The following is a 22,550-nucleotide window of genomic DNA, read 5'->3' on the forward strand; positions in this document are numbered from 1 at the left end:
ATTTTGCGCGTGTCAGGCCGGCGTCGGCAAAATTTGTGTGGGCAATGACGATCGCTGCCGAGCAAAACATGATCTGGCGTATGGGCATGGTGGCATCCTGGAAAAAATCGTGCCACCAAACTCGCACCTTGTGCCCCGGTTCAGCAACCTTCGGCCTGTCACGATGCAGCGAGCGAGGCCGACCTCGCCTCGATTTTGGCACAGGCTAGGCCTCCCTCTTGGTGGCGAGGCGGATCAAGTTCACTCCAGGACCGCACTGGTCATGAACGATGCCAGGGCGGAGCCGCCAATGCCTCCCCGCGCAACCACCCCACGTCCCCCTGACATCGGCATCCCGAAGCCGACCCTGGGTGGAAAGGGCGTACCATCTGCGACCGGCGTCGAGGACATGGTCGTATGGCAACGCCATCTTTACCGGCGGATGTCAGGATCCAGCCGTCATTGTGCCTTCATCGATGATGGCAGATTGTGGCGGGCGCCACGGGCGGGATCGGCAGGATGCTGGCTTGGGAGACATCGCATATGGACCGGTGGCAGGCCGGCGGCTGGAATGGTCTGCAAGCCTGCTTTGCCTTCCTCGCCTTGACGGCGGCCTTGGTACAGCCGGCAGAGGCAGGCGACCGTGTCTCGCATGTGCTTGATCGCACCAGCACAGCCTCGGCCTATGCGGCCGAATCGGACCTTGTAACTGCCTACACGTCGGGCATGGCGCGCAGCCGCCTGAACCTTGCCGGGCGCACCGGTGAGACCAATCTGGCGGTCCCGCTCGAGCCATGGTCGTTGCGCGCGGAATTCCGGGCGCGGACATGGCGTGCGGCGGACGGCAGCCTGCTGCAGGGTTTTGCAGGCACTGGCGGCTTCCGGGTGACCGTCGGAAATTGCCTTGCCCGCTTTTGCGCCGCCAGCGAATGCAGCGATGTCGGTTGGCCGCTCTACAGCTGCAGCGACGGCCGCAAACGAAAGATGTCGGCCACCGACTTTGTGACGGCAAGTTTCGATGGCGTCTCCTACCGGCGGTTGAGCGCCGCCAAGGAGTAACGCTGCAGGCACCGCGAAAAATCCTCACCCCTGGTCGTGCGCCACTTGCGGCCAGCGCTGCAGGGCGGCATGACCGACTTCGGTCAGCGCATAGACCCCGCGCTCGGCCCTGGCGAACCATCCATAGACATTGTCCAAAAGGATGCTGGCCGCGCGTGGCGAAATCGTTTTCAGATCGCGCGGCCGCTTCGGGCCATCAGTCATGGCGGCGGCGCAGGCCAGCGCATCCTGTCTGTAGGCGGTCATGATCGGCGCGCGCGACCCGCCGCCGATCACCGGATCGCCGCGCCGGCGCCGATGTTCCTCCATCAGCCGCGAGCGCCGCTTCGGGTCGCGGCGCGGCGGCAAGGCGGCCGGGCTGAGCAGCAATTCGACCTCGCCCTTGCTGCCGACAGCCAGAAGCCCGAAGCCGAGCCGCCGGCAGAGCGCGCGAAAACGGCGGTCGTGCTCGCGGCCCTTGCCACGCGCCGACATGCGCGCCGCCAGCCACACTTCATCGCAGGCGGCGGCGCGATCGACGCCTTGCAGGACGAGTTCGAGGTTGAACTGCAGTTTCAGTTCGCAAATGACCAGCACTGGCGGCTCGCCTTCGCGCACCGCGACGATATCGCAGTTGCCGATTTCGCCCTTGACCGTGAATTCCAGGCTTTCGAGAAACCGCTTCACCGGGTCGTAGAGAGACGTTTCCTGCATGGCGCAGGCATAGCCGATTCGGACCGCGCCGGCACAGATCGGCGAAGCGCGCCGGAACGCGTACCAAAAGCCCGACGAGAGAAGGCACCGAAATCGCTAGACCGCCAAGCCTGGCTCGGCAGGTCGTGACACATATTCGGGGAATTCCGCCGCGCCCCGGCTCAGTGCCTTCACCATGATAAGGCCGTCATCAAAGAAGCCGTTTCGCGCATAAAACTGGTGCGTGCGTTCCTTGCCGAGCACCATGGCGATACGGAAGACAGCGCATCCGGTCCGCTCGCCCTCCGCCTCGATCCACGCCATCAGCTTGGCGCCTGTGCCGAGGCTGCGCAGCGCCGTGTCGACCACCACATGGTCGGCTTCGATGTACTTCCCGCACCAGAGCTGAGTACCCGTCCAGAAGCCGGAGAGACCCACCATCCGATCGCCGGTGTAGGCCGCGATACAGCGGTAATTGCCCTGAGCGAACATTGCTGACAGTCGTTCACGAAACGCTGTTTCGTCTAGATGCGAGTTGCTCTGTCGGAACACTGGATAGATCGAGAGCATCTCATCGAGCCCATTCAGTTCACGAATTGTCAACTCGTCGGTCACGACAGCCCTCCTAGCCTGTCACTCCACTTTGCGGTCGATCCCGCCCGTGGTCCAGTGGGTCTTCCATCGGGAATTGAGAGTGATTGGGTTTTGATCCTAGACTGCCTTGAAATCCACTGTCTGCAAAAGCCCGCCCCCAGGCAGGTTTTCCAGCGTGATGGTTCCGCCATAGCGTTCGACGATTTCCTTGGCGATGGCCAAGCCCAGACCGGCGCCGGGGATGGATTGCCAGCGGGCGGGGTTGACGCGGAAGAATGGTTCGAACGCCTTGTTTAGCAATTCCGGCGGGATGCCGGGGCCATGGTCGGCGATTGCCAGGACGGCGCGGCCGTCGGCAGCGGTGAGCGAAACGCTGCAACCCTTGCCGTGCGTGGCGGCGTTGACGATCAGATTGCGCAAAGCCCGGCGCAGACCGAGCGCCCCTGCCCGCACCGAGACCTTGTCGAGGTGGTCGGCCGACACCTGGTGTCCCAGCGACCGCATCTCGGCGGCGATGTCGCGCACCAGCCTTTCCAGGTCGACCGGTTCGACCGCATCCTGGTTGACCTCCTCGCGCACCAGCCGGATGGCGCTGTCGGCGATGCGGTCGAGCTCGTCGAGGTCGTGCAGCCATTTTTCGCGGTCGTCGTCCAGGAATTCGGCGCGCAGCCGCATGCGGGTCATCGGCGTGCGCAGATCATGGCCGGCGGCAGCGACCAGCCGCATGCGACTTTCCATCGCCGTCTTCAGCCGGGCGGAAAGCTGGTTCAGCGCATGCGCGGTCGCCTTGACCTCGGCCGAGCCCACTTCCGGCACCGACGCCAGCACACCGTCCGAGCCGATCTTGGAGACGGCGGCTTCCAGCATTTCCAGCGGCCGGATCAACACGGACGTGAAATAGACGGACACCGCCGTGGCGCCGGCCACGATCAGCGAGATCCAGCCGGCCAGAACCAGCCATTCGCGCCTTGGCGGCTTGACGTGCGGCACCTCCATGATCGCCCAGCGGCCGTCGGGCATTTGCACCGATGCGATTTGTCCGGGTTCGTCCGCCTTGTCGTTGACGATGGCCCGGAGGTCGAAGCCCCGGCGGCGCAGTATGTCGCTGAGCATTGCCGTTTCGGCACGGGCGACCTTGCCGTCGGCGGGATGATCGGTGAGCTGCACGTTCAGCACATCAGGGACAGGACCGGGCTGCAGCCGCACCACGAGTTCCATCTGTTGCGCAATCCAGGGCACGGTCAGTTCCGGCGGCGGCCCGCCGCCGCGCACGCTGATCACGGCGGCGGTGGCCAGGCCGACCACCCCGACGATGGACGCAACCAGCAACAAAATGAGCCGCCGGCGCAGCGAGTTCATATCTCGGCCTCCACGGCCTCGACGCGTGCGGTAAGCTGGTAGCCGCCATTGCGCACTGTCTTGAACAAGGGCCCCTCGCCGGTCTCGCCGAACTTGCGGCGCAGCCGGCTCATCAAAACGTCGACCGAGCGATCAAGCGGTTCGCGCTCGCGCCCTTGGGTGAGATCGAGCAACTGGTCGCGCGACAACAGCCGGCCGGGCCGGTCGAGAAACACCTGCAACAAGTCGAATTCGGCGCCGGTGAGATCGACAAGGGCACCTTCAGCGTCGGTCACTTTGCGGATGTCGGGCTCCAGCGTGTAGCTGGCGAAGCGGTAGATGCGCGCGTGGTGCGGCAAACTCCTCCGGCGCCGCGCGCCGCAGCACGGCGCGGATGCGCGCGGAGAGTTCGCGCGGGTTGAACGGCTTGCCGATATAGTCGTCGGCGCCGAGTTCCAGGCCGATGATGCGGTCGACATCCTCTTTGAGCGCCGTCAGCAGGATGATCGGGATATGCGGTTTGCGGTCCCGCAAGCCCCGGCAGATATCCAGCCCCGAGCCATCGGGCAGCATGACGTCGAGCACGATCAGATCGAACTGGCCGGCGCCGAGCTTCTGCTCGCATTCGCGCCGGTCCGCCGCCATCGACACGCGGAAGCCCTGGCCGTCGAGATAGCGCCCGAGAAGCGTCCTGATCTCGCGGTCGTCGTCGACGACGAGGATATGGGGTTGCGATTGCATTGCCTGCGACATGCCCATTGCCGATTTACCTTCGCCGATTATAGGCAAGCCGCCGGCGCACAGCAGATAAAATTGCAACCGAATGTTGCCAGCAATCCGCCAGAAACATTCCGAAACAAATCTCCCTTTGCTGGAAACCTTCGGCAACACACCGAAGCAAAGCGGAAAAAAAGCCCCCCTATCCTGCCGCCATCCGATGCATGTGGGAAAGGATTACGTCATGCAAAGCAGACTTCTGGCGCTCGGCCTGTTCTCCGCGGTCGCCATTCATCCCGCCCTTGCGCAGCAGGCCGATTTTGTCGCCCCGCCCGGCGAGCCACCGCAAATTTTGGCGTTGCAGGACGACCCGGACCAGGGTCCCCCGGATCAAGATCCTTGGCCGCACCGGCCGGCATGGCACGGACCTGAGGGCTTCGGTCCGCATCGCATGGGTCCGCCGCCGCAATTCATGCTCGCAGCTCGGCTTGCAACGCTCGAAACCCGCATCGGGGTACGAAGCGAACAGCTCGATGCCTGGCGCGACTACACCAGCGCGCTGCAGGCGGTGCTGGCGCCGCCCGGTCCCGATCATGGCCCCGGTGGTTCCGGCAATCGTGGTCCGGGAGCCGCGGATGGCTCCGGCGGCAAAGCCGACCAAGGTCCCCGCGATCCCTTCGCCTTCCAGGAAAGGCTGGCCGACGATGTAACTGAGCGCGCGGTCGCAGCCACCAAGTTGAAGGACGCCATCGCAGCCCTTCGCACCAAACTGACGCCCGAACAGCTCGAAATCCTTGCCTCGGCGGAACCCCATGGACCACCCCCCGGTCCCTGGGGACATCCGCCGGACGCAGCCGGTCCAGGAGGTCTGCCTGGCCATGACAGACACGCTCCCAATGCCCTATCCCGGACTGACGAGCAACTCTGACCGGCTGCGCCGGCCGGCCCGCTGACGCCCGGTCTCGGGCCGGCCGGTTCTCTCTCCCGTGGAGCAATTCCAGGAAAAGTGTGAAGCGGTTTTCCCGGGAAAAGCGCACAGCGCTTTCCCTTGGGAATTGCGTAAAAAACTATGTCGCCGGTTCCGGCCGCCATCAAGCAAAGAAAGCACGACAATGTGGGAAGCCCTGATGATGCTGCGGCTGATCGCGGCGTATGGCCCAGCCGGCTCGACCGGCCATGGCGCGCGAGCCGTGCAAGCGGCCCTGCCGGCGGACACGCTCAAGGGCGCGATCCGGCTAAGCTTCGCCGCCTGGCGCCTGTCGCTGCCGTTTTCGACGCCGTCGAGTGCCGCCCTTGATGACAAGAAAATTGCGTAAGGGCCGCCCATTGCCGATCAAGGGCAAGGCGCTTGGCGAAACGCTGTCTGTTGGCCTATTGATGGCACTGAGCATCGCGGCCAAGACTTCATTCTGCCAAAGACTTTATTCTGCTTGTCGAATACGCCCTGGCCGCCGAGAAGGAGCGCAAGATGAGCCGCTTCGAGGCAATGCTCGACGCCGCGCGCAAGCGGGCGCAGCCGATTGCGATAACCTTCCGATTGCCATGACCTTCGACCGCAACCCCAGCGAAAGATGACCGACGCCATGCCGTTCCCGTCCAGCCAGTTCTTTTTGCCGTCGCGTCGGTCCGCATCCTGGACTTCTGTGCTAGGCGCAACGCTCTTTCTCGCAGCCTGCTCGCAGGAGGGAGCCCAGGCTCCGGCAGGCATGGGCGCTGCCGGCCGGCCCGAGGTCGGTGTCGTCACCCTGCATCCGCAGTCGGTTGCCATCACCGCCGAACTGTCGGGACGCACCAGCGCTTCGCTGACCGCCGATGTCCGCCCGCAGGTGAACGGCATCATCCAGGCCCGGCTTTTCCAGGAGGGCAGCGAGGTCGTGGTCGGCCAGCCGCTCTATCTCATCAACCCCGCGAGCTACCAGGCAGCCCTGGATAGCGCAAAAGCTTCGCAGCAGAAGGCCGAATCGGCAGTGCCGACCGCACAGGCCAAGTTCGACCGCTACGCCGGGCTGCTGGCGCAGAAGGTGGTCTCGCAGCAGGACTACGACGATGCCGCCGCGACGCTGGCGCAGGCACAGGCGGATGTAGCGTCGGCCAAGGCAAGTGTCGAAGCCGCGCGCATCAATCTTGACTACACCAGGATCACCGCGCCGATCGCCGGCCGCATCGACAAGTCGTCACTGACGCCGGGAGCGTTGGTCACCGCCAACCAGGACACCGTGCTCACCACCATCCGCGCGCTCGATCCGATCAACGTCGATGTCACGCAATCAAGCACCAACCTGCTCAATCTGCGCCAGGCCATCAATGAAGGCCGGCTGAAGTTCAGTGGCCCCAATGTCAGCGTCAAGCTGAAGCTCGACAACGGCACCGTCTATACGCAGACCGGCAAGATGGAATTCGCCAGCGCCAATGTCGACCAGTCCACCGGCACTTTTGCGCTGCGGGCGCAGTTCCCCAACCCGGATCGCCTGTTGCTGCCCGGCATGTATGTGCGCGCGCTCATCGAAGAAGGCGTCGCCCAGAACAGCTTCCTGGTGCCGCAGCGCGCCGTCAGCCGCAACACCAAGGGTGAAGCGACCGCCATGGTCATCAATGCTGCCGGCAAGGTCGAGCAGCGTGTGCTCACTGTCCGCAACAGCGTCGGCAACAGCTGGCTGGTGGATTCCGGTGTCGGCGACGGCGACCGCGTCATCGTCGAGGGCGTGCAGTTGGTGCGCCCGGGCGGCGATGCGACCGGCGTCGAGGTGACGATCGACGAGGCAACCGGCGAGGTCAAGGACCGCGCGCAGACCTCCTCGGCCGTACCTGCGACCTCCGAGGTGGCCGCCAACGCCCAGAAGACCGGGAACTGAGCCGATGTCCGCATTCTTCATCAACCGGCCGATATTCGCCTGGGTGATCGCCATCGTGATCATGCTGGGCGGCTTGCTCGCCCTCACCACGCTGCCGATCTCGCAGTACCCGCAGATCGCGCCGACCACGGTCAACATCAGCGCCACCTATCCCGGCGCTGACGCCCAGACAGTGGAAAACTCGGTGACCAAGGTCATCGAGCAAGGCATGACCGGCATCGACAATCTCGACTATATGACGGCGACGTCGACCTCGACCGGTGCGGCCTCGATCACGCTGTCCTTCACCACCGCGGCCGATCCCGATACCGCGCAGGTGCAGACGCAGAACAAGCTGCAGCTGGTGCAGTCGCAGCTGCCTCAAGTGGTGCAGAGCAACGGCATCACTGTCTCCAAATCCTCGACCGGCTTCCTGATGGTCATCGGCTTCGTCTCCAGCGACGGCAAGATGAACTCGACCGATCTCGCCGACTATGTCGACTCCACCATCAACGACACGCTGAAGCGTGTCGCGGGTGTAGGCTCGACGCAGCTTTTCGGGTCCGGCTATGCCATGCGCATCTGGCTCGACCCCGACCAGCTCGCCAAATACGCCCTGATGCCAAGCGACGTGGCCGCCGCGATCGAGGCGCAGAATACGCAGGTGTCGGCCGGGCAGCTCGGCGGCCTGCCGCAACGCAAGGGCCAGCAGCTCAATGCAACGGTAACCGCCAAGAGCCGGCTGCAGACCGCCGAACAGTTCCGCAACATCATTCTGAAGAGCCAGACCGACGGCTCGCTGGTCCGCCTCAACGATGTCGCCACCGTCGCGCTCGGCGCCGAAAGCTATACGACGCAAGCCAATTACAACGGCAAGCCGGCAGCCGGCGTCGCCATCAATCTGGCGACCGGGGCCAACGCCATCAGCACGGCGGAAGCGGTGCGTTCGACGATCAACCGGCTGAGTTCGACCTTCCCGCAAGGCGTCGAGGTCGTCTATCCCTACGACACCTCCCCCTTCGTCCGGCTGTCCATCGAGGAGGTGGTGAAGACGCTGCTCGAGGCGATCGTGCTCGTCTTCCTGGTGATGTTCGTTTTCCTGCAGAATCTGCGCGCCACCATCATCCCGACCATCGCCGTGCCGGTCGTGCTGCTCGGCACGTTCGGCGTGCTGTCTTTCTTCGGTTATTCGATCAACACCCTGACCATGTTCGCCATGGTGCTGGCCATCGGCCTGCTCGTCGACGACGCTATCGTCGTGGTCGAGAATGTCGAGCGCGTCATGCAGGAGGAAGACCTGTCGCCGAAAGAGGCGACGCGCAAATCGATGAACGAGATCACCGGCGCGCTGGTCGGCATCGCCACCGTGCTCTCGGCGGTGTTCGTGCCGATGGCTTTCTTCGGCGGCTCGACCGGTATCATCTACCGGCAGTTCTCGGTGACCATCGTCTCGGCGATGATCCTGTCCGTACTGGTCGCACTTGTGCTGACGCCGGCACTCTGCGCCACCATCCTGCGGCGGCCCAAGGACCATGCGACACAGACCGGTCCGTTCGGCTGGTTCAACCGCGTCTTCGACCGCGGCACGACGGCCTATCGTGACGGCTCGCACGGCATCATCAACCGCTCCTGGCGTTTCCTCGCCGTCTTCCTCGCCATCGTCATCGCCATGGGCTGGATGTTTGCCCGGCTGCCGAGCTCCTTCCTGCCGGAAGAGGACCAGGGCATCCTGATCACCAGCGTGCAATTGCCGGTCGGAGCGACGCAGGACCGCACGGAGCGCGTGCTGAAGCAGGTCACCGACCACTATCTCAACGACGAAAAGGACGCGGTCGCAGGGGTGTTCACCGCTTCCGGCTTCGGTTTTGGCGGCGCCGGGCAGAATGTCGGCATTGCTTTCGTGCCGCTGAAGGAGTTCAGCCAGCGCTCATCGCCGGCCTTGTCGGCGCAAGCGGTCGCCGGCCGCGCCATGGGCGCCTTCCGCAAGATCAGGGACGCGCAGGTCTTTGCGCTGGCGCCGCCCGCCATCCAGGGTTTTGGCAACACCAACGGCTTCGATTTCTACCTGCAGGACGTCAATGGCGCCGGCCATGATGCCCTGATCCAGACGCGAAACCAGCTTCTTGGTCTTGCCGCACAGAGCAAGATGCTCACCGCCACGAGGCCCAACGGCCAAGAAGACCAGCCGCAATTCTCGGTCGACATCGACCAGGAGAAAGCCAGCGCGCTTGGCGTCAACCTCGCCGACATCAACAACACGCTGTCAGCCGCATGGGGCAGCGATTACGTCAACGATTTCATCGATCGCGGACGGGTCAAGCCGGTCTATTTGCAGTCGGACCCGAACTTTCGCATGCAGCCTGAAGATCTGGACAAATGGCAGGTCCGCAATTCCGGCGGCGCCATGGTGCCGTTCTCCTCCTTCGCCTCCAGCCACTGGACATTCGGCTCGCCTCGGCTCGAACGCTACAATGGCTCGGCCGCGGTCGAGATCCAGGGCGCCGCGGCCGCCGGTATCAGCTCGGGCGCCGCCATGGACGAGATCGATAAACTCGTGGCGCAGCTGCCGCCCGGCTACTCCCATGAATGGACCGGGTTGTCGCACCAGGAGCGGCTTTCCGGCAACCAGGCGCTGTCGCTCTATGCGATCTCGGCACTGGTCGTGTTCCTGTGCCTGGCAGCACTCTATGAGAGCTGGTCGATACCATTCGCGGTCATGCTGTCGGTGCCGATCGGCATCTTCGGCGCGCTGCTTGCGGCAAGCCTGTTCGGCCAGACCAACGACGTCTATTTCAAGGTCGGCCTGCTGACCACGATCGGCCTCGCCGCCAAGAACGCCATCCTCATCGTCGAGTTCGCCATCGAGCGACAGACGGCCGGCATGGGCCTCGTCGAGGCGACGCTGGAGGCAGCGCGACAACGATTGCGGCCGATCCTGATGACATCGCTGGCTTTCATCCTCGGCGTCACGCCGCTGGCGATCGCCAACGGCGCCGGCTCAGGCGCGCAGAACTCCGTCGGCATCGGCGTCATGGGCGGCATGATCGCGGCGACGGTGATCGGCGTGTTCCTGGTGCCGCTGCTGTTCGTCACGGTGCGGCGCATCTTCAAGGGCAAGGTGGCTAAACAGGAAACGGGCGAGACGCCAGCAGCAGCCAACCAGCAATAAGGGTATTTCGTATGACAGGTTTTGAACGTGGCCGTCCCGCCGCGAGGCGGACGCTTTTGCCTATGCTTGCCGTTGTCCTGCTTTCGGGCTGCGTCGTCGGCCCGGACTATGAGAAGCCGCTTCTGGCGATGCCGGCAAGCTGGAGCGACCAGAAGACGGCTTCAATAGCCAGGCCGCCGCAACTGTCGCAATGGTGGCAGCGCCTACGCGATCCCCAGTTGAACACGCTTGTCGACGAGGCGGTTGCCGGCAATCTGGACGTCGCCACCGCCAAGGCCAAGATTCGCCAGGCGCGCGCCAGCTACCGCCAAAGCGCCGGAGCCTTATTCCCCACGGCCGACGGTTCCGGCTCGGCCAGCCGCAGCAAGACCGCCGCAACCACGGAAGGCGGGAGCGCCGGCGATGCCTACAGCTATTACCAGGCCGGCTTCGACGCCAGTTGGGAGCTCGACCTGTTCGGCGCCAACCGCAGGAGCGTCGAAGCCGCGCGCTATGGCGTGGACGCTTCCGAGCAGGAGCTGCGCTCGACGCTGCTGACCCTGGTCGGCGACGTTGCCTCCTATTATGCGCAGGCCCGCGGCTTCCAGGCACGCATCCAGCTGGCACGCCGCACGGCCGCATCGCAGCAGCAGACCGCGACGCTGACCCGCACCATGCTTTTGGCCGGCACGGCGACGGCGGCCGACGTCGCCAAGGCCCAGGGGCAGGCAAACGCCACTGCGGCCGATGTTCCCTCGCTCGAGGCCAGTTACGCCCAAGCCGTACACCGGCTTTCCGTGCTCACCGGCCGCCCGCCGGCGGCGCTGAACGAGCGGCTGAAGCGCGGCGCGCCGATCCCGACGCCGCGCCTGCCGCTGCCGACCGGTATTCCGGCCGACATCCTGCTGACTCGGCCGGACGTGCGCATGGCCGAGCGGCAATATGCCCAATACACCGCCAAGGTCGGCCAGGCCGAGGCGGCCCGTTATCCCGCGGTCAGCCTGACCGGCAATATCGACACCTCGGCTTTCAGGGTCGGCGACCTCGGCAAGAATTCCACCATCGGCTGGTCGTTCGGGCCGACGCTCAGCGTGCCGATTTTCAATGCCGGGCAGCTGAAGGCGGCGGCCGACGTCGCCAGGGCCGAGCGCGATCAGTATTTCATCGCCTACAAGACGTCCGTACTGTCGGCGCTCGAAGATGTCGAAAACGCCATCGTCGCGCTGCACCAGGAGCGCATCAGGAACAGCAAGCTTGCGGCTTCGGTGAAATCCTATGGCGAGGCGGCAAATCTCGAGCGCACGCTGTTCAAATCAGGGGAAGCCGGCCTTCTCGACGTGCTGGACGCCGAGCGTTCGCTCTATTCGGCCGAGGACGATCTGCTGCAAAGCCGCATCGCCATCGCTACCGACTATGTCGCGCTCAACAAGGCGCTCGGCGGTGGCTGGGACGGCACGATCGACAGCGCCAAGCCCGAGATCGTCGACGCCAAGACCGGTCCACGGCTGGCGTCGTCGGTGCCCGCCACGCAATGATGAGCGTGTCAGTGTGCTTCTACTTAGAGCCGGGTGCGCGTCTGGCGCTGCCCCGGTGCGGCATCATTCGCCTTGAAATGCATCTCGTTCTGGACGGCGGCAAAAAACCGGCGGACATCGTTGGCGGCCGAAGCCGCGTCGCTGCCGGCGGCGATCGCCTTGTCGAGCAGTTCGCGCGCCGTGGCCTTCCAGAAGGAATTGGCCGTGTCGCCATGCAGCCTGCCCAGCCTGGCCGCCACCTCGCGCACCAGCATGGTTTGCCGGTCTAGCGGAAAGGCGCGCACATTTGCTGAGGACATATTCTGCACCATGACACTGACGCAACGAATCAGACGCTGCTCTATGGCGTCATGCCTAGCTGTGAAGTCGGAAACGGAACCTTAACGGCGCGGAGTCCGCGTCGATCCGAGCGAGTCGGGTGGTCGGCCTCCGGATCAAAAAAGGCTTTAGATTCGCAGGCCCCTCGCCTCGCCGCCGCTGCGCTTGGCCGTAATCATCATGTCCCTGGCCAGCAGGCCGCTGACGCGGCAGAACGCCATGAACGCACGGCAGGCGTCCTCGGTCTTGACGACATCCACCGTGGCGCCGAAGCAAGCGTTGAACGCCGCCTCATAGACCTTGCCCTGTCGCTTCTTTGGCCACTCATGCAGGACATCCAGCGCCTGTTCGACGCTGTAAATCTCCTCTACCGGCAGCCCGGGCGCGGGCGCGATGCGCACCGGCACCTCGAATTGCAATCTGTCCATTTCCAAGTCTCCCGAACTGGTGTCGCCACAACGCCGTTCGTCGTCAAAAGTTGCTTTGACCTGATGTCGCGCAAGAATGTGTCGTCACTGCGGTCGCAGCTTTCGGGCGTTAAAGCGCGCCCAGGCGCGCACTTTAACGCTTTGTTTTTAAGCAATTCCCGATGGAAACCGCTGCACTCGTTCCTGGAATTTGTTGCTATTGGTTGGCCGGATCGGTCTCGGCCTCACAGGCCATGCGCACGGGTATGAAGAGCACATAGGCCGATGGCAGAGCAAAGATGGCGGCAAGAACCAGTGTTGCGGTTCCCGCCATGCCGAGCGTCTCGGCGATCGCCCAATAGACCGCGCCGATGCAGATGAGCACCTGCACCGAAAGAAACAAGGCGGCCGAGACCGGCCGCGGGCGCCGCCCTCCGTTTAGCAGCAACGCCATCAGGCCCGAGCAGGTCGCCCTGATCGGCGTCACGACTGGTTTTGCGGGCTTGAACGCGATGGGACGGCAAGATCTCATGATATTTCCACCGGCCTAGCCGACTGAGTCCAAAAAGGAAAGCGTCGGCCCCCCAGGCAGAACAAAGCACGAGACAGCGCCGCAAGTGATGAATATCGCTGGCGCGAGCCCCTCGCCGGCAGTTCTTCCTTGAACCTTGCGGCTTCCAGTGCCAAATCTGGGAAGATTTTCGAACGGGCTGATATGCATCGCCCGCTTACAGACAAAACGGACACTATGGTCACCTATCTCGACGCCGCCACGGCACCCCTCAGAAACACCGGCCAGATCCGCCTCTACGGCGAGGAAGGCTTTGCGGGAATGCGCAAGGCCTGCGATCTCACCGCGCGCTGCCTCGACGAGCTGGTGCCTATGGTCCAGCCGGGCGTCACCACCGAGACAATCGACCGTTTCGTTTTCGAATACGGGATGGACCATGGCGCGCTGCCGGCGACGCTCAATTATCGCGGCTACACCAAATCGTCCTGCACCTCGATCAATCATGTCGTCTGCCACGGCATTCCCGACAACAAGCCGTTGAAGGATGGCGACATCGTCAACATCGATGTCACCTACATACTCGATGGCTGGCACGGCGATTCCTCGCGCATGTATCCGGTCGGCACCATCAAGCGCGCCGCCGAGCGTCTGCTCGAAGTCACCCATGAATGCCTGATGCGCGGCATCGCGGCGGTCCGGCCCGGCGCCCGTACCGGCGCCATCGGCGCTGCCATCCAGACCTATGCCGAAGCCGAGCGCTGCTCGGTGGTGCGCGATTTCTGCGGCCACGGCGTCGGCCAGCTGTTTCATGACGCGCCCAACATCCTGCACTACGGCACGTCAAGCGAAGGCGTCGAGATGCGGCCGGGCATGATCTTTACCATCGAGCCGATGATCAATCTTGGCCGCCCGCATGTGAAAGTGCTGTCGGACGGCTGGACGGCGGTGACGCGCGACCGCTCGCTATCGGCGCAGTACGAACACACGATCGGCGTCACCGAGACTGGCTGCGAGATCTTTACGCTGTCGCCAAACAAGCTCGACCGCCCCGGCCTGCCGGCCTGAGCGGTCGATATTTGTCGCGGCCGGTTGACGGCCCGCTAACTCACACGCCGTCGCCTCAGCCGACAGCAGCCGGGTGAAGCAGCTCTTCGAGGCCGATATTGCGGTAGATTTCCCGGCGCATGCGGTCGGCAACGCCGTTGACGATTTCGGCGCCGTCCTGTGACGGGTCAACATGGACGCGGAACGGCCGCTTGCCGAACGGCATATTTACGACGCGAACGATCTCGCGCGCCACTTCCGACGGATCGGCATCGGCGGGCTCGAGGCTAGCCAGCCCCTTCAGCGCCCGATCGGCAATCCCGGCATAGGGTCCGGCCTCATATTCGGCAACGCGCACCGCATCGGACGGCTTGCCCGAATGCGCAAAATGATTGGTGCCCTTAGTGAACGCACCGGGAACCATGATGGTTGTTTCTATCCCCCACAAAGCGAGCTCGGTGGAGTAGGACACGGCCAGCGCATCCATCGCCGCCTTGGCGGCAAAGTAAGGCGCCAGGAACGGCGGGGTACCGCCGCGTGTCGAGGACGAGCCGAGCCAGACCAGCAGGCCCTTGCCTTGCCCGCGCAGATGCGGAAGCGCGGCGCGATTGACCCGCTGCGCCCCCAGAACATTGACGTCATACTGCTGGATGAACTGGTCGGGTGTGAACGCCTCGGCGGGACCGAACACCATATGACCGGCATTGTGAACGATGACATCCAGCCGGCCCGCATCGGCGATGATGTGTGCGATACCGGCCTCGGCCGAGGCCTCCGATTGCACGTCAAGCTCAGCGGTGCGCAGATCGGCCTTGTGCTCAGTGGCCCACGCGGCGACGGCGGCGACCTGAGGCGCATTGCGCCCTGTGGTCTCGCGCATGGTGGCGTAGACCGTGTGGCCGGCTTCAGCCAGGGACCTGGCGGTCATCAGGCCGAAGCCCGAGGACGCGCCGGTGACGAGGATGACGAATTTGGACATGACGATGTTCCTTGATTGAGGTTGGGTGTGCGGGGCGGCTGGATCAGATGATCCCGCCATTGGCGCGCAAGGTCTGGCCATTGATCCAGGCGCCGTCCGGCCCGGCGAGGAAGGCTACGGCGTCGGCGATATCCTTGGGCTGGCCGAGACGTTCGAGTGGGGCCAATTTGGCCAGGCGATCGACGAGGTCCTGCGGCTTGCCGTCGAGGAACAGCTTGGTGGCCGTTGGCCCCGGTGCGATGGCGTTGACGGTGATGTTGCGGCCGCGCAGTTCCTTGGCCAGCACGCTGGTCATCGCTTCCACGGCAGCCTTGGTGGCGGCATAGACGCCATAGGTCGGCTGCAGCAGGCCGACGACGCTGGACGAGAAATTCACGATCCGGCCGCCGTCGCGCAGCCGCTTCGCCGCCTCGCGCAATGTGTTGAAGGTGCCCTTGAGGTTGACGGCGATCGTGCGGTCGAACAACGCGTCGTCGCTGTCGGCGATGGTGGCGAGGTTCATGATGCCGGCATTGTTGATCAGCACGTCGACGCCGCCGAAAGCGGTTTCGACCGTGTCGAACATGCGGGTCACCGCGGCAGCGTCCGAAATGTCTGCCTTGGCCGTCACGGCCTTGCCTCCGGCCGCTTCGATCCTGGCGACGACCGCTTCTGCCGAGGCGGCGTTGCCGGCATAGTTCACCACGACGGTGAAGCCGTCCTTGGCGAGGCGCTCGGCGACGGCAGCGCCGATGCCGCCCGAGGCGCCGGTGACGAGGGCGATCTTGCCGGTCTGATTGATCTGGTTGGTCATTGTCTGTCTCCTTGCTGATGCCGTTGATCGGCTGACAGCAAGATGCGCCTTTCCGTGCTGCGGATAATCGGGCACTATCCGACATCATCATTCGAGATTTCGAACAATGGATCGCTTCGACGCCATGCGCGTCTTCATCCGCATCGTCGAGCGGCGCAGCTTCACCAAGGCCGCCGACGACCTGGGCCTGCCCCGCTCATCTGTCACCGATGCGGTCAAGAGTTTGGAGGCACGGCTGGGCGTGCGGCTTTTGCAGCGCACGACCCGTCAGGTCAGCCCGACACTGGACGGCGAAGCCTATTATCAGCGCTGCGTCAGCCTGGTCGCCGATCTGGAAGACGCCGAGGGCGCCTTTGTCGGCGCCAAGCCGTCGGGCCTTGTCCGCGTCGACATGTATGGTACCCAGGCGCGGTATTTCCTGCTGCCCGGCCTGCCCCGCTTCCGCGAGCTGTATCCGGACATCCGGCTGCATATCAGCGAGATGCACCAGCCGTTGGATATGATCCGTGAGGGGTTCGATTGTCTCCTGCGCGCCGGCGAACTGTCCGACAGTCCGCTGATCAAGCGACGCCTGGCGACGCTGGAAAGGGGCACCTTCGCCAGCCCCGACTACCTCAGCCGCTTCGGCACGCCGCAGACGCTCGACGATCTTGCGGGCCACGAAATGGTCGGGCTGATGTCGCCCGAGGCAGCAGAGATCATTCCGCTCGTCTTCAGCATCGACGGCAAGCCCCGCCGGATCACCTTGCCTGCCAATGTGACTGTGACCGGCCCCGAGACCAATGTCGCTTCCGCATGCCTTGGCCTTGGGCTGATCCAGGTACCACGCTACCGGATCGTCTCGGAACTGGCCAGCGGCGCGCTGGTCGAGGTGCTCGCAGGCTTTCCGCCGACACCGTTACCGGTTCACGTCCTCTATTCGCCCACACGCCAATTGTCGCCGCGCCTGCGCGTGTTCATCGACTGGATGGCGCAACAGTTCCGCAATCGAACCTCGCGGGCCGAATGAAGCGCCGCCCCATCGCTCCGGGCGGATGCATGTCATGACAGCTGGGTCGCTGGTTCATTCGGCAGGTCGACGATCAGGCGGCGGGATGAAATCGTCGGAATTCGCGGCAATGGCATCGGCTGCCATGCCCGAATGCGTTGAAAACAGCATTGCCATCGCCGCGACAGATGCCCTGCCGGCAAATATTCCAGTCCCGATTTTAGCGAACATGCGTGCTCCAGGCATAAAAGGCGAAAGCCCCCCGATGCTGTCAGCATTTCAGGTGAAGGTGGCTGCATGCATTAAGTGGTGTTAAGTTTTGTTGCGCAATCGTGGCTGCATCTTGCCGCCTCCACTATCTGCGCGACGAACTGTTTCAATCCACGCCAGAAAAGCTCTAATGTCTGCGTCGAAGGGATGTGGGCTGCATATGGCGAACAACGGCAATGACGATGAACGGGGGTTCTTCTCCGAGCGGTGGATTGAACCGCCGGCGAAGCACAAGGCGCCAAAAGACAAATCGGATGAGAAGCCGCATTATCACGGCCATCGCGATCGCTTGCGCGAGCGCTTCGTTGCCGGCGGTCCCGACGCCCTGCCCGACTACGAGCTTCTCGAACTGCTGCTGTTTCGCCTGATCCCGCGTGTCGACACCAAGCCGATCGCCAAGGGACTTTTGGCGCGCTTCGGCACATTCGGCGAAGTGCTCGGCGCGCCGGTGGCGCTGCTGCAGGAGGTGAAGGGCATTGGCCCGGCCGTGGCCGTCGACCTGAAGGTGATTGCCGCAGCCGCGCAACGCATGGCGCGCACGGAAGTCCGCGACCGCGAGGTGCTGTCCAACTGGACGCAGCTTCTTGCCTATTGCCGCTCGGCCATGGCGTTCGAGAACCGCGAACAGTTCCGCATCCTCTTCCTCGACAAGAAGAACGTTCTGATCGCCGACGAGGTGCAGCAGGTCGGCACCGTCGACCACACGCCGGTCTATCCGCGCGAAGTGATCAAGCGCGCGCTGGAACTCTCGGCCAGCGCCGTCATCCTGGTGCACAACCACCCCTCAGGCGACCCGACGCCGTCGCGCGCCGACATCGAGATGACCAAGCAGATTATCGACAGCGCCAAGCCGCTCGGCATCGCCGTCCATGACCACATCATCATCGGCAAGAAGGGCAATGCCTCGATGAAGGGCCTGCTGCTGATCTAAGCCAACCCGAACCGAAGGTCAGTGTGGGTTCGACGGACCGTCCATCGACGTCATGAAGGAGAGCGCCGTGACTGGCGCGACGCCGGGATCGCCATGAAGCGCCGGCACGGTTGAATGGATAGGAGCTGCGTTCCAAATTGCCATCGTCGACTTGGCTGATGAGGATCTCGGCCGAACCGAAGGTCCGCAACTGCGCAAAAGCGATTTTTCTCCCCTTCCACAGCCGGCTCTAGAATTTCCGTCGCAAATCACGCATGATGCACTTTGGTATTTCCAGCGATGGCTTCACGCCCCTGGAATATCGGGAGGAACGGGACATGCCCATCGTGGTTGTACTCGTTTTGATCGTCTTGGGCTCGGTGTTGTTCCACTTCCTGAGCCCATGGTGGTGGACTCCGATTGCCTCCAACTGGGACTATATCGACAACACCATCATCATCACCTTTTGGATCACCGGCGTTGTCTTCGCCGCCGTGGTGCTGTTTATGGCCTATTGCGTTTTCCGCTTCCGTCATCGCGAGGGCAGCCGGGCTGCCTACGAACCTGAGAACAGGCGGCTCGAATGGTGGTTGACGATCGTCACCGGCGTGGGTGTTACCGCCATGCTGGTCCCCGGGCTGTTCGTCTGGAGCCGGTTCGTCAACGTTCCAAGCGACGCAACCGTGGTCGAAGTCGTTGGCCAGCAATGGCAGTGGAGTTTCCGCTTGCCCGGCAAGGACGGCAAGCTCGGCACATCCGACACCCGTGACGTTACCGCTGAAAATCCGCTGGGCGTGATCGCCAAGGATCCCAACGGCCAGGATGATGTCGTGGTCGAAGCGGCCGACCTGCATCTGCCGGTCGGCAAGCCGGTCAAGATGCTGCTGCGCTCGATCGATGTGCTGCATGATTTCTATGTGCCGGAATTCCGCGCCAAGATGGACATGATCCCGGGCTCGGTCACTTACTTCTGGTTCACCCCGACCAAGACCGGAACCTTCCAGGTTCTGTGCGCCGAACTGTGCGGCCAGGGGCATCCGATGATGCATGGCATCGTCATGGTCGACACCCAGGAAGACTATGTGGCCTGGCTCGACCAGCAGCAGACGTTCGCGCAATTATCGGCGCCCCAGCAGACGGGCTCGGCGGAACAGGCGCCGGGCAATGCCACGGTGTCAGCTTTGAAAGTTGCGGCAAAACTCGAAACTGTCGGGTCCCGCTGAAGGGCACGGAGGTGCTCCCATGGTCGATGTCACGCCTGCAGATGCCGTCCCGCCCGCCGAAGTGGCGGAAATGGAACTCTACCATCCGCACAGCTGGTGGACGAAGTATGTCTTCTCGCAGGACGCCAAGGTCATCGCGATCCAGTATTCGGGGACCGCAACGGCTATCGGCCTGGTCGCCCTGGTCTTGTCATGGCTGATGCGCCTGCAACTCGGCTTCCCCGGCACGTTCGACTTCATCACCCCGGAAGCCTACTACCAGTTCATCACCATGCACGGCATGATCATGGTGATCTACCTGCTCACGGCACTCTTCCTCGGCGGCTTCGGCAACTATCTGATCCCGCTGATGGTCGGCGCCCGCGACATGGTCTTCCCCTATGTCAACATGCTGAGCTACTGGATTTACCTGCTTGCAGTGCTGGTTCTGGTGTCGAGCTTCTTTGCGCCTGGCGGACCCACCGGTGCCGGCTGGACGCTCTATCCGCCGCAAGCCATCATGACCGGCACGCCTGGCGGCCAGGAATGGGGCATCATTCTGATGCTCGTCTCGCTGATCCTGTTCATCATCGGCTTCACCATGGGCGGCCTGAACTACGTCGTGACGGTGCTGCAGGCCCGCACGCGCGGCATGACAATGATGCGCCTGCCGTTGACCGTGTGGGGCATCTTCACCGCGACTGTCATGGCGTTGCTGGCCTTCCCGGCGCTGTTCGTCGCCTGCGTGATGATGTTGCTTGACCGCGCGCTCGGCACCTCCTTCTTCATGCCCGCAGTCGTCGAGATGGGCGAACAGCTGCAGCACAATGGCGGCAGCCCGATCCTGTTCCAGCATCTGTTCTGGTTCTTCGGCCACCCCGAAGTCTACATCGTAGCGCTTCCAGCCTTCGGCATCGTTTCCGATCTGATCAGCACGCATGCGCGCAAGAACATTTTTGGCTACCGCATGATGGTCTGGGCCATCGTTGGCATCGGCGCGCTGAGCTTCGTGGTCTGGGCGCACCACATGTATGTCAGCGGCATGCACCCCTATTTCGGCTTCTTCTTCGCCACCACGACATTGATCATCGCCATCCCGACCGCAATTAAGGTCTACAATTGGGTGCTGACGCTGTGGCGCGGCGACATCCATCTCACCATACCGATGCTGTTTGCCATGGCTTTCATCGTCACCTTCGTCAATGGCGGGTTGACTGGATTGTTTCTCGGCAACGTCGTCGTCGACGTCCCGCTGTCGGACACGATGTTCGTGGTCGCTCACTTCCATATGGTCATGGGAGTTGCCCCCATCCTCGTTATCTTCGGCGCGATCTACCACTGGTACCCGAAGGTCACCGGCCGGATGCTCAACGAGACGCTCGGCCGCTTCCATTTCTGGGTCACCTTCCTCGGCGCCTACCTGATCTTCTTTCCCATGCACTATATCGGCCTGATGGGTGTGCCGCGGCGCTATGCCGAGATGACCGATGTGACGGTGATGACGGAATCGGCTCACCACCTGAACTCGTTCATCAGCATCATGGCGTTCATCGTCGGCTTTGCCCAGATCGTGTTCCTGTTCAATCTGATCTGGAGCATCCGCCATGGCCGCGAGGCCGGTGGCAATCCATGGCGCGCCACCACACTCGAATGGCAGACGCCGCAGACGCCGCCGGCGCATGGCAATTTCGGCAAGGAGTTGCCGATCGTCTATCGCTGGGCCTATGACTACAGCGTGCCGGGCGCCAAGGAGGACTTCATTCCGCAAAACATGCCGGGCACCTTCGGCCCCTCCAGGGAGCCGGCATGAGCGTCATCCTGGTCTTCCTGCTCGTGATCGCCGGCTTTGCCGGCTGGTGGCTCTCGCATCAGCGGCTGATGACCAAGCCATGGCTCGAGCAAGGTGCGGCGGGAGATTTCGTCCCCTTCGACCGGTCTGGCCTGCCGACCGCCAAGATCGGCCTCGGTGTCTTCCTCGCCGTCGTCGGCTGCCTGTTCGCGCTGTTCACCAGCGCCTATTTCATGCGTATGGCGCTGTCGGACTGGCAGCCGCTACCCATGCCACGCCTGCTCTGGCTCAACACCGGCATGCTGGTCCTGAGCAGCGTCGCGCTGCAATGCGCCTCGGTCGCGGCGCGCAAGCGCCAGATGGACACGGTCAGGCTCGGCCTTGCCGCAGCTGGGCTCACCGCGATCGCCTTCCTCGTCGGGCAGCTCATGGCATGGCGGGACCTGACCGCCGATGGTTATTTTCTGGCCTCCAATCCGGCCAACAGCTTTTTCTACCTGATAACCGGGATGCACGGCCTGCACATAGTGGGAGGGCTGGTGGGCCTGGGCAGAACAACCGCCGGCGCCTGGAACGGAGCACGGCCGGAACGGCTTCGCCTCAGCGTCGAATTGTGCGCCATGTACTGGCATTTCCTGCTTTTCGTCTGGCTCGCCATCTTCGCTCTTTTGGCCGGCTGGGCCGCGACGTTCATCGATATTTGCCGGCAGTTGCTGACCTAGGAGGTCGAGGAGCATGGCAGAAACGACGCTGACGCATACCGGCCAAACGGAGTCGCGGCCCGCAGGCTGGCAAGGCATTGCCGCCGACTGGTCCTCGGATCAGCGCGCGTTCAAGAACGTGTCCTGGGGCAAGGCCATGATGTGGATCTTCCTGCTCAGCGACACCTTCATCTTCGGCTGCTTCCTGCTCTCCTACATGACCGCGCGCGCCTCCACGCGCGTGCCGTGGCCCAACCCGAGCGAGGTCTTTGCGCTTCGTATCGGCGGTTCGGACATTCCACTGATCCTGATCGCCATTATGACCTTCGTGCTGATCTCGAGCAGCGGAACGATGGCCATGGCGGTCAATTTCGGCTATCGCCGCGACCGCCGCAAAACGGCAATCCTCATGCTTTTGACGGCAGCGCTGGGAGCCACCTTCGTCGGCATGCAAGCCTTCGAATGGACCAAGCTGATCACCGAAGGGGTACGGCCCTGGGGCAATCCGTGGGGCGCGGCGCAGTTCGGTTCGACTTTCTTCATGATCACCGGCTTCCACGGCACGCATGTGACGATCGGGGTGATCTTCCTCATCATCGTGGCGCGGAAGGTCTGGCGTGGAGACTACGACGTCGGACGTCCCGGCTTCTTCACCAGCCGCCGGGGTCGCTACGAGAACGTCGAAATCATGGGGCTCTACTGGCATTTCGTCGATCTGGTCTGGGTGTTCATTTTCGCATTCTTCTATCTTTGGTGAGAGGCTGA

22 protein-coding genes and 1 pseudogene are annotated in these 22,550 nt (G+C 63.5%); 14 read left to right on the forward strand and 9 right to left on the reverse strand.

The window, feature by feature from the left end; translation table 11 throughout:
- The first annotated feature begins 522 nt into the window (after positions 1-522).
- Positions 523-1,038: a hypothetical protein gene (locus JQK88_RS26750; RefSeq protein ID WP_246750057.1), complete on the forward strand. Its 516-nt coding sequence runs from the start codon at positions 523-525 to the stop codon at positions 1,036-1,038.
- 24 nt (positions 1,039-1,062) lie between these two features.
- Here the strand turns inward: JQK88_RS26750 and JQK88_RS26755 are convergent, their stop codons facing one another.
- From JQK88_RS26755 to JQK88_RS26770, 4 genes and pseudogenes are all read right to left on the reverse strand, one after another.
- On the reverse strand, positions 1,063-1,731 hold the full coding sequence (locus tag JQK88_RS26755) for a DUF2161 domain-containing phosphodiesterase (RefSeq protein ID WP_203279974.1): 669 nt from the start codon (positions 1,729-1,731) through the stop codon (positions 1,063-1,065).
- Positions 1,732-1,827: 96 nt separating this feature from the next.
- Positions 1,828-2,325 carry a GNAT family N-acetyltransferase gene (locus tag JQK88_RS26760; RefSeq protein ID WP_203279975.1) on the reverse strand — a complete coding sequence of 166 codons (498 nt, stop codon included), beginning with the start codon at positions 2,323-2,325 and terminating at the stop codon, positions 1,828-1,830.
- Between the two features lie 96 nt (positions 2,326-2,421).
- Positions 2,422-3,663 (reverse strand): sensor histidine kinase, encoded by a 1,242-nt coding sequence (locus JQK88_RS26765; RefSeq protein WP_203279976.1) that lies wholly within the window; start codon positions 3,661-3,663, stop codon positions 2,422-2,424.
- Positions 3,660-4,383: pseudogene (locus JQK88_RS26770) on the reverse strand (response regulator). Before JQK88_RS26770 ends, JQK88_RS26765 begins: the two are co-directional and overlap by 4 nt.
- 127 nt (positions 4,384-4,510) lie before the next feature.
- Here JQK88_RS26770 and JQK88_RS26775 point away from each other — a divergent pair.
- From JQK88_RS26775 to JQK88_RS26795, 5 genes are all read left to right on the forward strand, one after another.
- Positions 4,511-5,287: a hypothetical protein gene (locus JQK88_RS26775; protein WP_312037329.1), complete on the forward strand. Its 777-nt coding sequence runs from the start codon at positions 4,511-4,513 to the stop codon at positions 5,285-5,287.
- A gap of 199 nt (positions 5,288-5,486) precedes the next feature.
- Positions 5,487-5,675, forward strand: coding sequence for a hypothetical protein (locus tag JQK88_RS26780; RefSeq protein ID WP_246750058.1), 189 nt, complete (start codon positions 5,487-5,489; stop codon positions 5,673-5,675).
- A 267-nt stretch (positions 5,676-5,942) separates the two neighbouring features.
- On the forward strand, positions 5,943-7,211 hold the full coding sequence (locus tag JQK88_RS26785) for an efflux RND transporter periplasmic adaptor subunit (protein WP_203280008.1): 1,269 nt from the start codon (positions 5,943-5,945) through the stop codon (positions 7,209-7,211).
- Between the two features lie 4 nt (positions 7,212-7,215).
- A complete protein-coding gene (locus JQK88_RS26790) occupies positions 7,216-10,359 on the forward strand; it encodes an efflux RND transporter permease subunit (protein ID WP_203279978.1) in 3,144 nt (1,047 codons plus the stop codon).
- Between the two features lie 11 nt (positions 10,360-10,370).
- Positions 10,371-11,873: an efflux transporter outer membrane subunit gene (locus JQK88_RS26795; protein ID WP_203279979.1), complete on the forward strand. Its 1,503-nt coding sequence runs from the start codon at positions 10,371-10,373 to the stop codon at positions 11,871-11,873.
- A gap of 23 nt (positions 11,874-11,896) precedes the next feature.
- Here the strand turns inward: JQK88_RS26795 and JQK88_RS26800 are convergent, their stop codons facing one another.
- From JQK88_RS26800 to JQK88_RS26810, 3 genes are all read right to left on the reverse strand, one after another.
- Positions 11,897-12,172 carry a DUF6074 family protein gene (locus JQK88_RS26800; protein WP_192257235.1) on the reverse strand — a complete coding sequence of 92 codons (276 nt, stop codon included), beginning with the start codon at positions 12,170-12,172 and terminating at the stop codon, positions 11,897-11,899.
- A 147-nt stretch (positions 12,173-12,319) separates the two neighbouring features.
- The gene (locus tag JQK88_RS26805; RefSeq protein WP_192257237.1) at positions 12,320-12,619 is read right to left on the reverse strand and encodes a DUF982 domain-containing protein; all 300 of its coding nucleotides are present in this window, start codon (positions 12,617-12,619) and stop codon (positions 12,320-12,322) included.
- 196 nt (positions 12,620-12,815) lie between these two features.
- Entirely contained in the window at positions 12,816-13,130 is a 315-nt protein-coding gene (locus JQK88_RS26810) for a hypothetical protein (protein ID WP_246750059.1), read from the reverse strand.
- 216 nt (positions 13,131-13,346) lie between these two features.
- On the opposite strand from JQK88_RS26810, the gene map reads away from it, so the two are divergent.
- Positions 13,347-14,174, forward strand: coding sequence for a type I methionyl aminopeptidase (gene map, locus JQK88_RS26815; protein ID WP_192257239.1), 828 nt, complete (start codon positions 13,347-13,349; stop codon positions 14,172-14,174).
- Positions 14,175-14,229: 55 nt separating this feature from the next.
- Here the strand turns inward: map and JQK88_RS26820 are convergent, their stop codons facing one another.
- Positions 14,230-15,132, reverse strand: coding sequence for an SDR family oxidoreductase (locus tag JQK88_RS26820; RefSeq protein ID WP_203279980.1), 903 nt, complete (start codon positions 15,130-15,132; stop codon positions 14,230-14,232).
- Between the two features lie 43 nt (positions 15,133-15,175).
- Positions 15,176-15,925, reverse strand: coding sequence for an SDR family oxidoreductase (locus JQK88_RS26825; RefSeq protein WP_203279981.1), 750 nt, complete (start codon positions 15,923-15,925; stop codon positions 15,176-15,178).
- 106 nt (positions 15,926-16,031) lie between these two features.
- On the opposite strand from JQK88_RS26825, the gene JQK88_RS26830 reads away from it, so the two are divergent.
- The 7 genes from JQK88_RS26830 (at position 16,032) to JQK88_RS26860 (ending at position 22,542) form a co-directional block, all read left to right on the forward strand.
- Positions 16,032-16,934 (forward strand): LysR family transcriptional regulator, encoded by a 903-nt coding sequence (locus JQK88_RS26830; protein ID WP_203279982.1) that lies wholly within the window; start codon positions 16,032-16,034, stop codon positions 16,932-16,934.
- An 85-nt stretch (positions 16,935-17,019) separates the two neighbouring features.
- Positions 17,020-17,229 (forward strand): hypothetical protein, encoded by a 210-nt coding sequence (locus tag JQK88_RS26835; RefSeq protein WP_203279983.1) that lies wholly within the window; start codon positions 17,020-17,022, stop codon positions 17,227-17,229.
- A gap of 114 nt (positions 17,230-17,343) precedes the next feature.
- Entirely contained in the window at positions 17,344-18,114 is a 771-nt protein-coding gene (gene radC / locus JQK88_RS26840) for a RadC family protein (protein ID WP_203280010.1), read from the forward strand.
- A gap of 317 nt (positions 18,115-18,431) precedes the next feature.
- A complete protein-coding gene (locus JQK88_RS26845; RefSeq protein ID WP_192257249.1) occupies positions 18,432-19,316 on the forward strand; it encodes a cytochrome c oxidase subunit II in 885 nt (294 codons plus the stop codon).
- A gap of 19 nt (positions 19,317-19,335) precedes the next feature.
- Positions 19,336-21,105: a cytochrome c oxidase subunit I gene (gene ctaD / locus JQK88_RS26850; RefSeq protein WP_192257251.1), complete on the forward strand. Its 1,770-nt coding sequence runs from the start codon at positions 19,336-19,338 to the stop codon at positions 21,103-21,105.
- The gene (locus JQK88_RS26855) at positions 21,102-21,806 is read left to right on the forward strand and encodes a cytochrome c oxidase subunit 3 (RefSeq protein ID WP_192257252.1); all 705 of its coding nucleotides are present in this window, start codon (positions 21,102-21,104) and stop codon (positions 21,804-21,806) included. Before ctaD ends, JQK88_RS26855 begins: the two co-directional genes overlap by 4 nt.
- Positions 21,807-21,819: 13 nt before the next feature.
- Entirely contained in the window at positions 21,820-22,542 is a 723-nt protein-coding gene (locus JQK88_RS26860) for a heme-copper oxidase subunit III family protein (protein ID WP_112564734.1), read from the forward strand.
- Positions 22,543-22,550: the final 8 nt, after the last annotated feature.

Origin of the sequence: Mesorhizobium caraganae (genome assembly GCF_016836705.1) — a bacterium.
Taxonomy (GTDB): domain Bacteria; phylum Pseudomonadota; class Alphaproteobacteria; order Rhizobiales; family Rhizobiaceae; genus Mesorhizobium; species Mesorhizobium caraganae.

Excerpts from the sequence above, each read along its gene's own strand:
- JQK88_RS26790 (WP_203279978.1), top strand. The coding sequence starts at position 7,216 with ATGTCCGCATTCTTCATCAACCGGCCGATATTCGCCTGGGTGATCGCC.
- JQK88_RS26830 (WP_203279982.1), top strand. The coding sequence starts at position 16,032 with ATGGATCGCTTCGACGCCATGCGCGTCTTCATCCGCATCGTCGAGCGG.
- JQK88_RS26835 (WP_203279983.1), top strand. The coding sequence starts at position 17,020 with ATGAAATCGTCGGAATTCGCGGCAATGGCATCGGCTGCCATGCCCGAA.
- JQK88_RS26765 (WP_203279976.1), bottom strand. The coding sequence starts at position 3,663 with ATGAACTCGCTGCGCCGGCGGCTCATTTTGTTGCTGGTTGCGTCCATC.
- JQK88_RS26855 (WP_192257252.1), top strand. The coding sequence starts at position 21,102 with ATGAGCGTCATCCTGGTCTTCCTGCTCGTGATCGCCGGCTTTGCCGGC.
- JQK88_RS26825 (WP_203279981.1), bottom strand. The coding sequence starts at position 15,925 with ATGACCAACCAGATCAATCAGACCGGCAAGATCGCCCTCGTCACCGGC.
- JQK88_RS26800 (WP_192257235.1), bottom strand. The coding sequence starts at position 12,172 with ATGTCCTCAGCAAATGTGCGCGCCTTTCCGCTAGACCGGCAAACCATG.
- JQK88_RS26810 (WP_246750059.1), bottom strand. The coding sequence starts at position 13,130 with ATGAGATCTTGCCGTCCCATCGCGTTCAAGCCCGCAAAACCAGTCGTG.
- JQK88_RS26795 (WP_203279979.1), top strand. The coding sequence starts at position 10,371 with ATGACAGGTTTTGAACGTGGCCGTCCCGCCGCGAGGCGGACGCTTTTG.
- JQK88_RS26755 (WP_203279974.1), bottom strand. The coding sequence starts at position 1,731 with ATGCAGGAAACGTCTCTCTACGACCCGGTGAAGCGGTTTCTCGAAAGC.
- JQK88_RS26820 (WP_203279980.1), bottom strand. The coding sequence starts at position 15,132 with ATGTCCAAATTCGTCATCCTCGTCACCGGCGCGTCCTCGGGCTTCGGC.
- JQK88_RS26860 (WP_112564734.1), top strand. The coding sequence starts at position 21,820 with ATGGCAGAAACGACGCTGACGCATACCGGCCAAACGGAGTCGCGGCCC.
- JQK88_RS26845 (WP_192257249.1), top strand. The coding sequence starts at position 18,432 with ATGCCCATCGTGGTTGTACTCGTTTTGATCGTCTTGGGCTCGGTGTTG.
- radC (WP_203280010.1), top strand. The coding sequence starts at position 17,344 with ATGGCGAACAACGGCAATGACGATGAACGGGGGTTCTTCTCCGAGCGG.
- JQK88_RS26785 (WP_203280008.1), top strand. The coding sequence starts at position 5,943 with ATGCCGTTCCCGTCCAGCCAGTTCTTTTTGCCGTCGCGTCGGTCCGCA.
- JQK88_RS26780 (WP_246750058.1), top strand. The coding sequence starts at position 5,487 with ATGATGCTGCGGCTGATCGCGGCGTATGGCCCAGCCGGCTCGACCGGC.
- ctaD (WP_192257251.1), top strand. The coding sequence starts at position 19,336 with ATGGTCGATGTCACGCCTGCAGATGCCGTCCCGCCCGCCGAAGTGGCG.
- map (WP_192257239.1), top strand. The coding sequence starts at position 13,347 with ATGGTCACCTATCTCGACGCCGCCACGGCACCCCTCAGAAACACCGGC.
- JQK88_RS26805 (WP_192257237.1), bottom strand. The coding sequence starts at position 12,619 with ATGGACAGATTGCAATTCGAGGTGCCGGTGCGCATCGCGCCCGCGCCC.
- JQK88_RS26750 (WP_246750057.1), top strand. The coding sequence starts at position 523 with ATGGACCGGTGGCAGGCCGGCGGCTGGAATGGTCTGCAAGCCTGCTTT.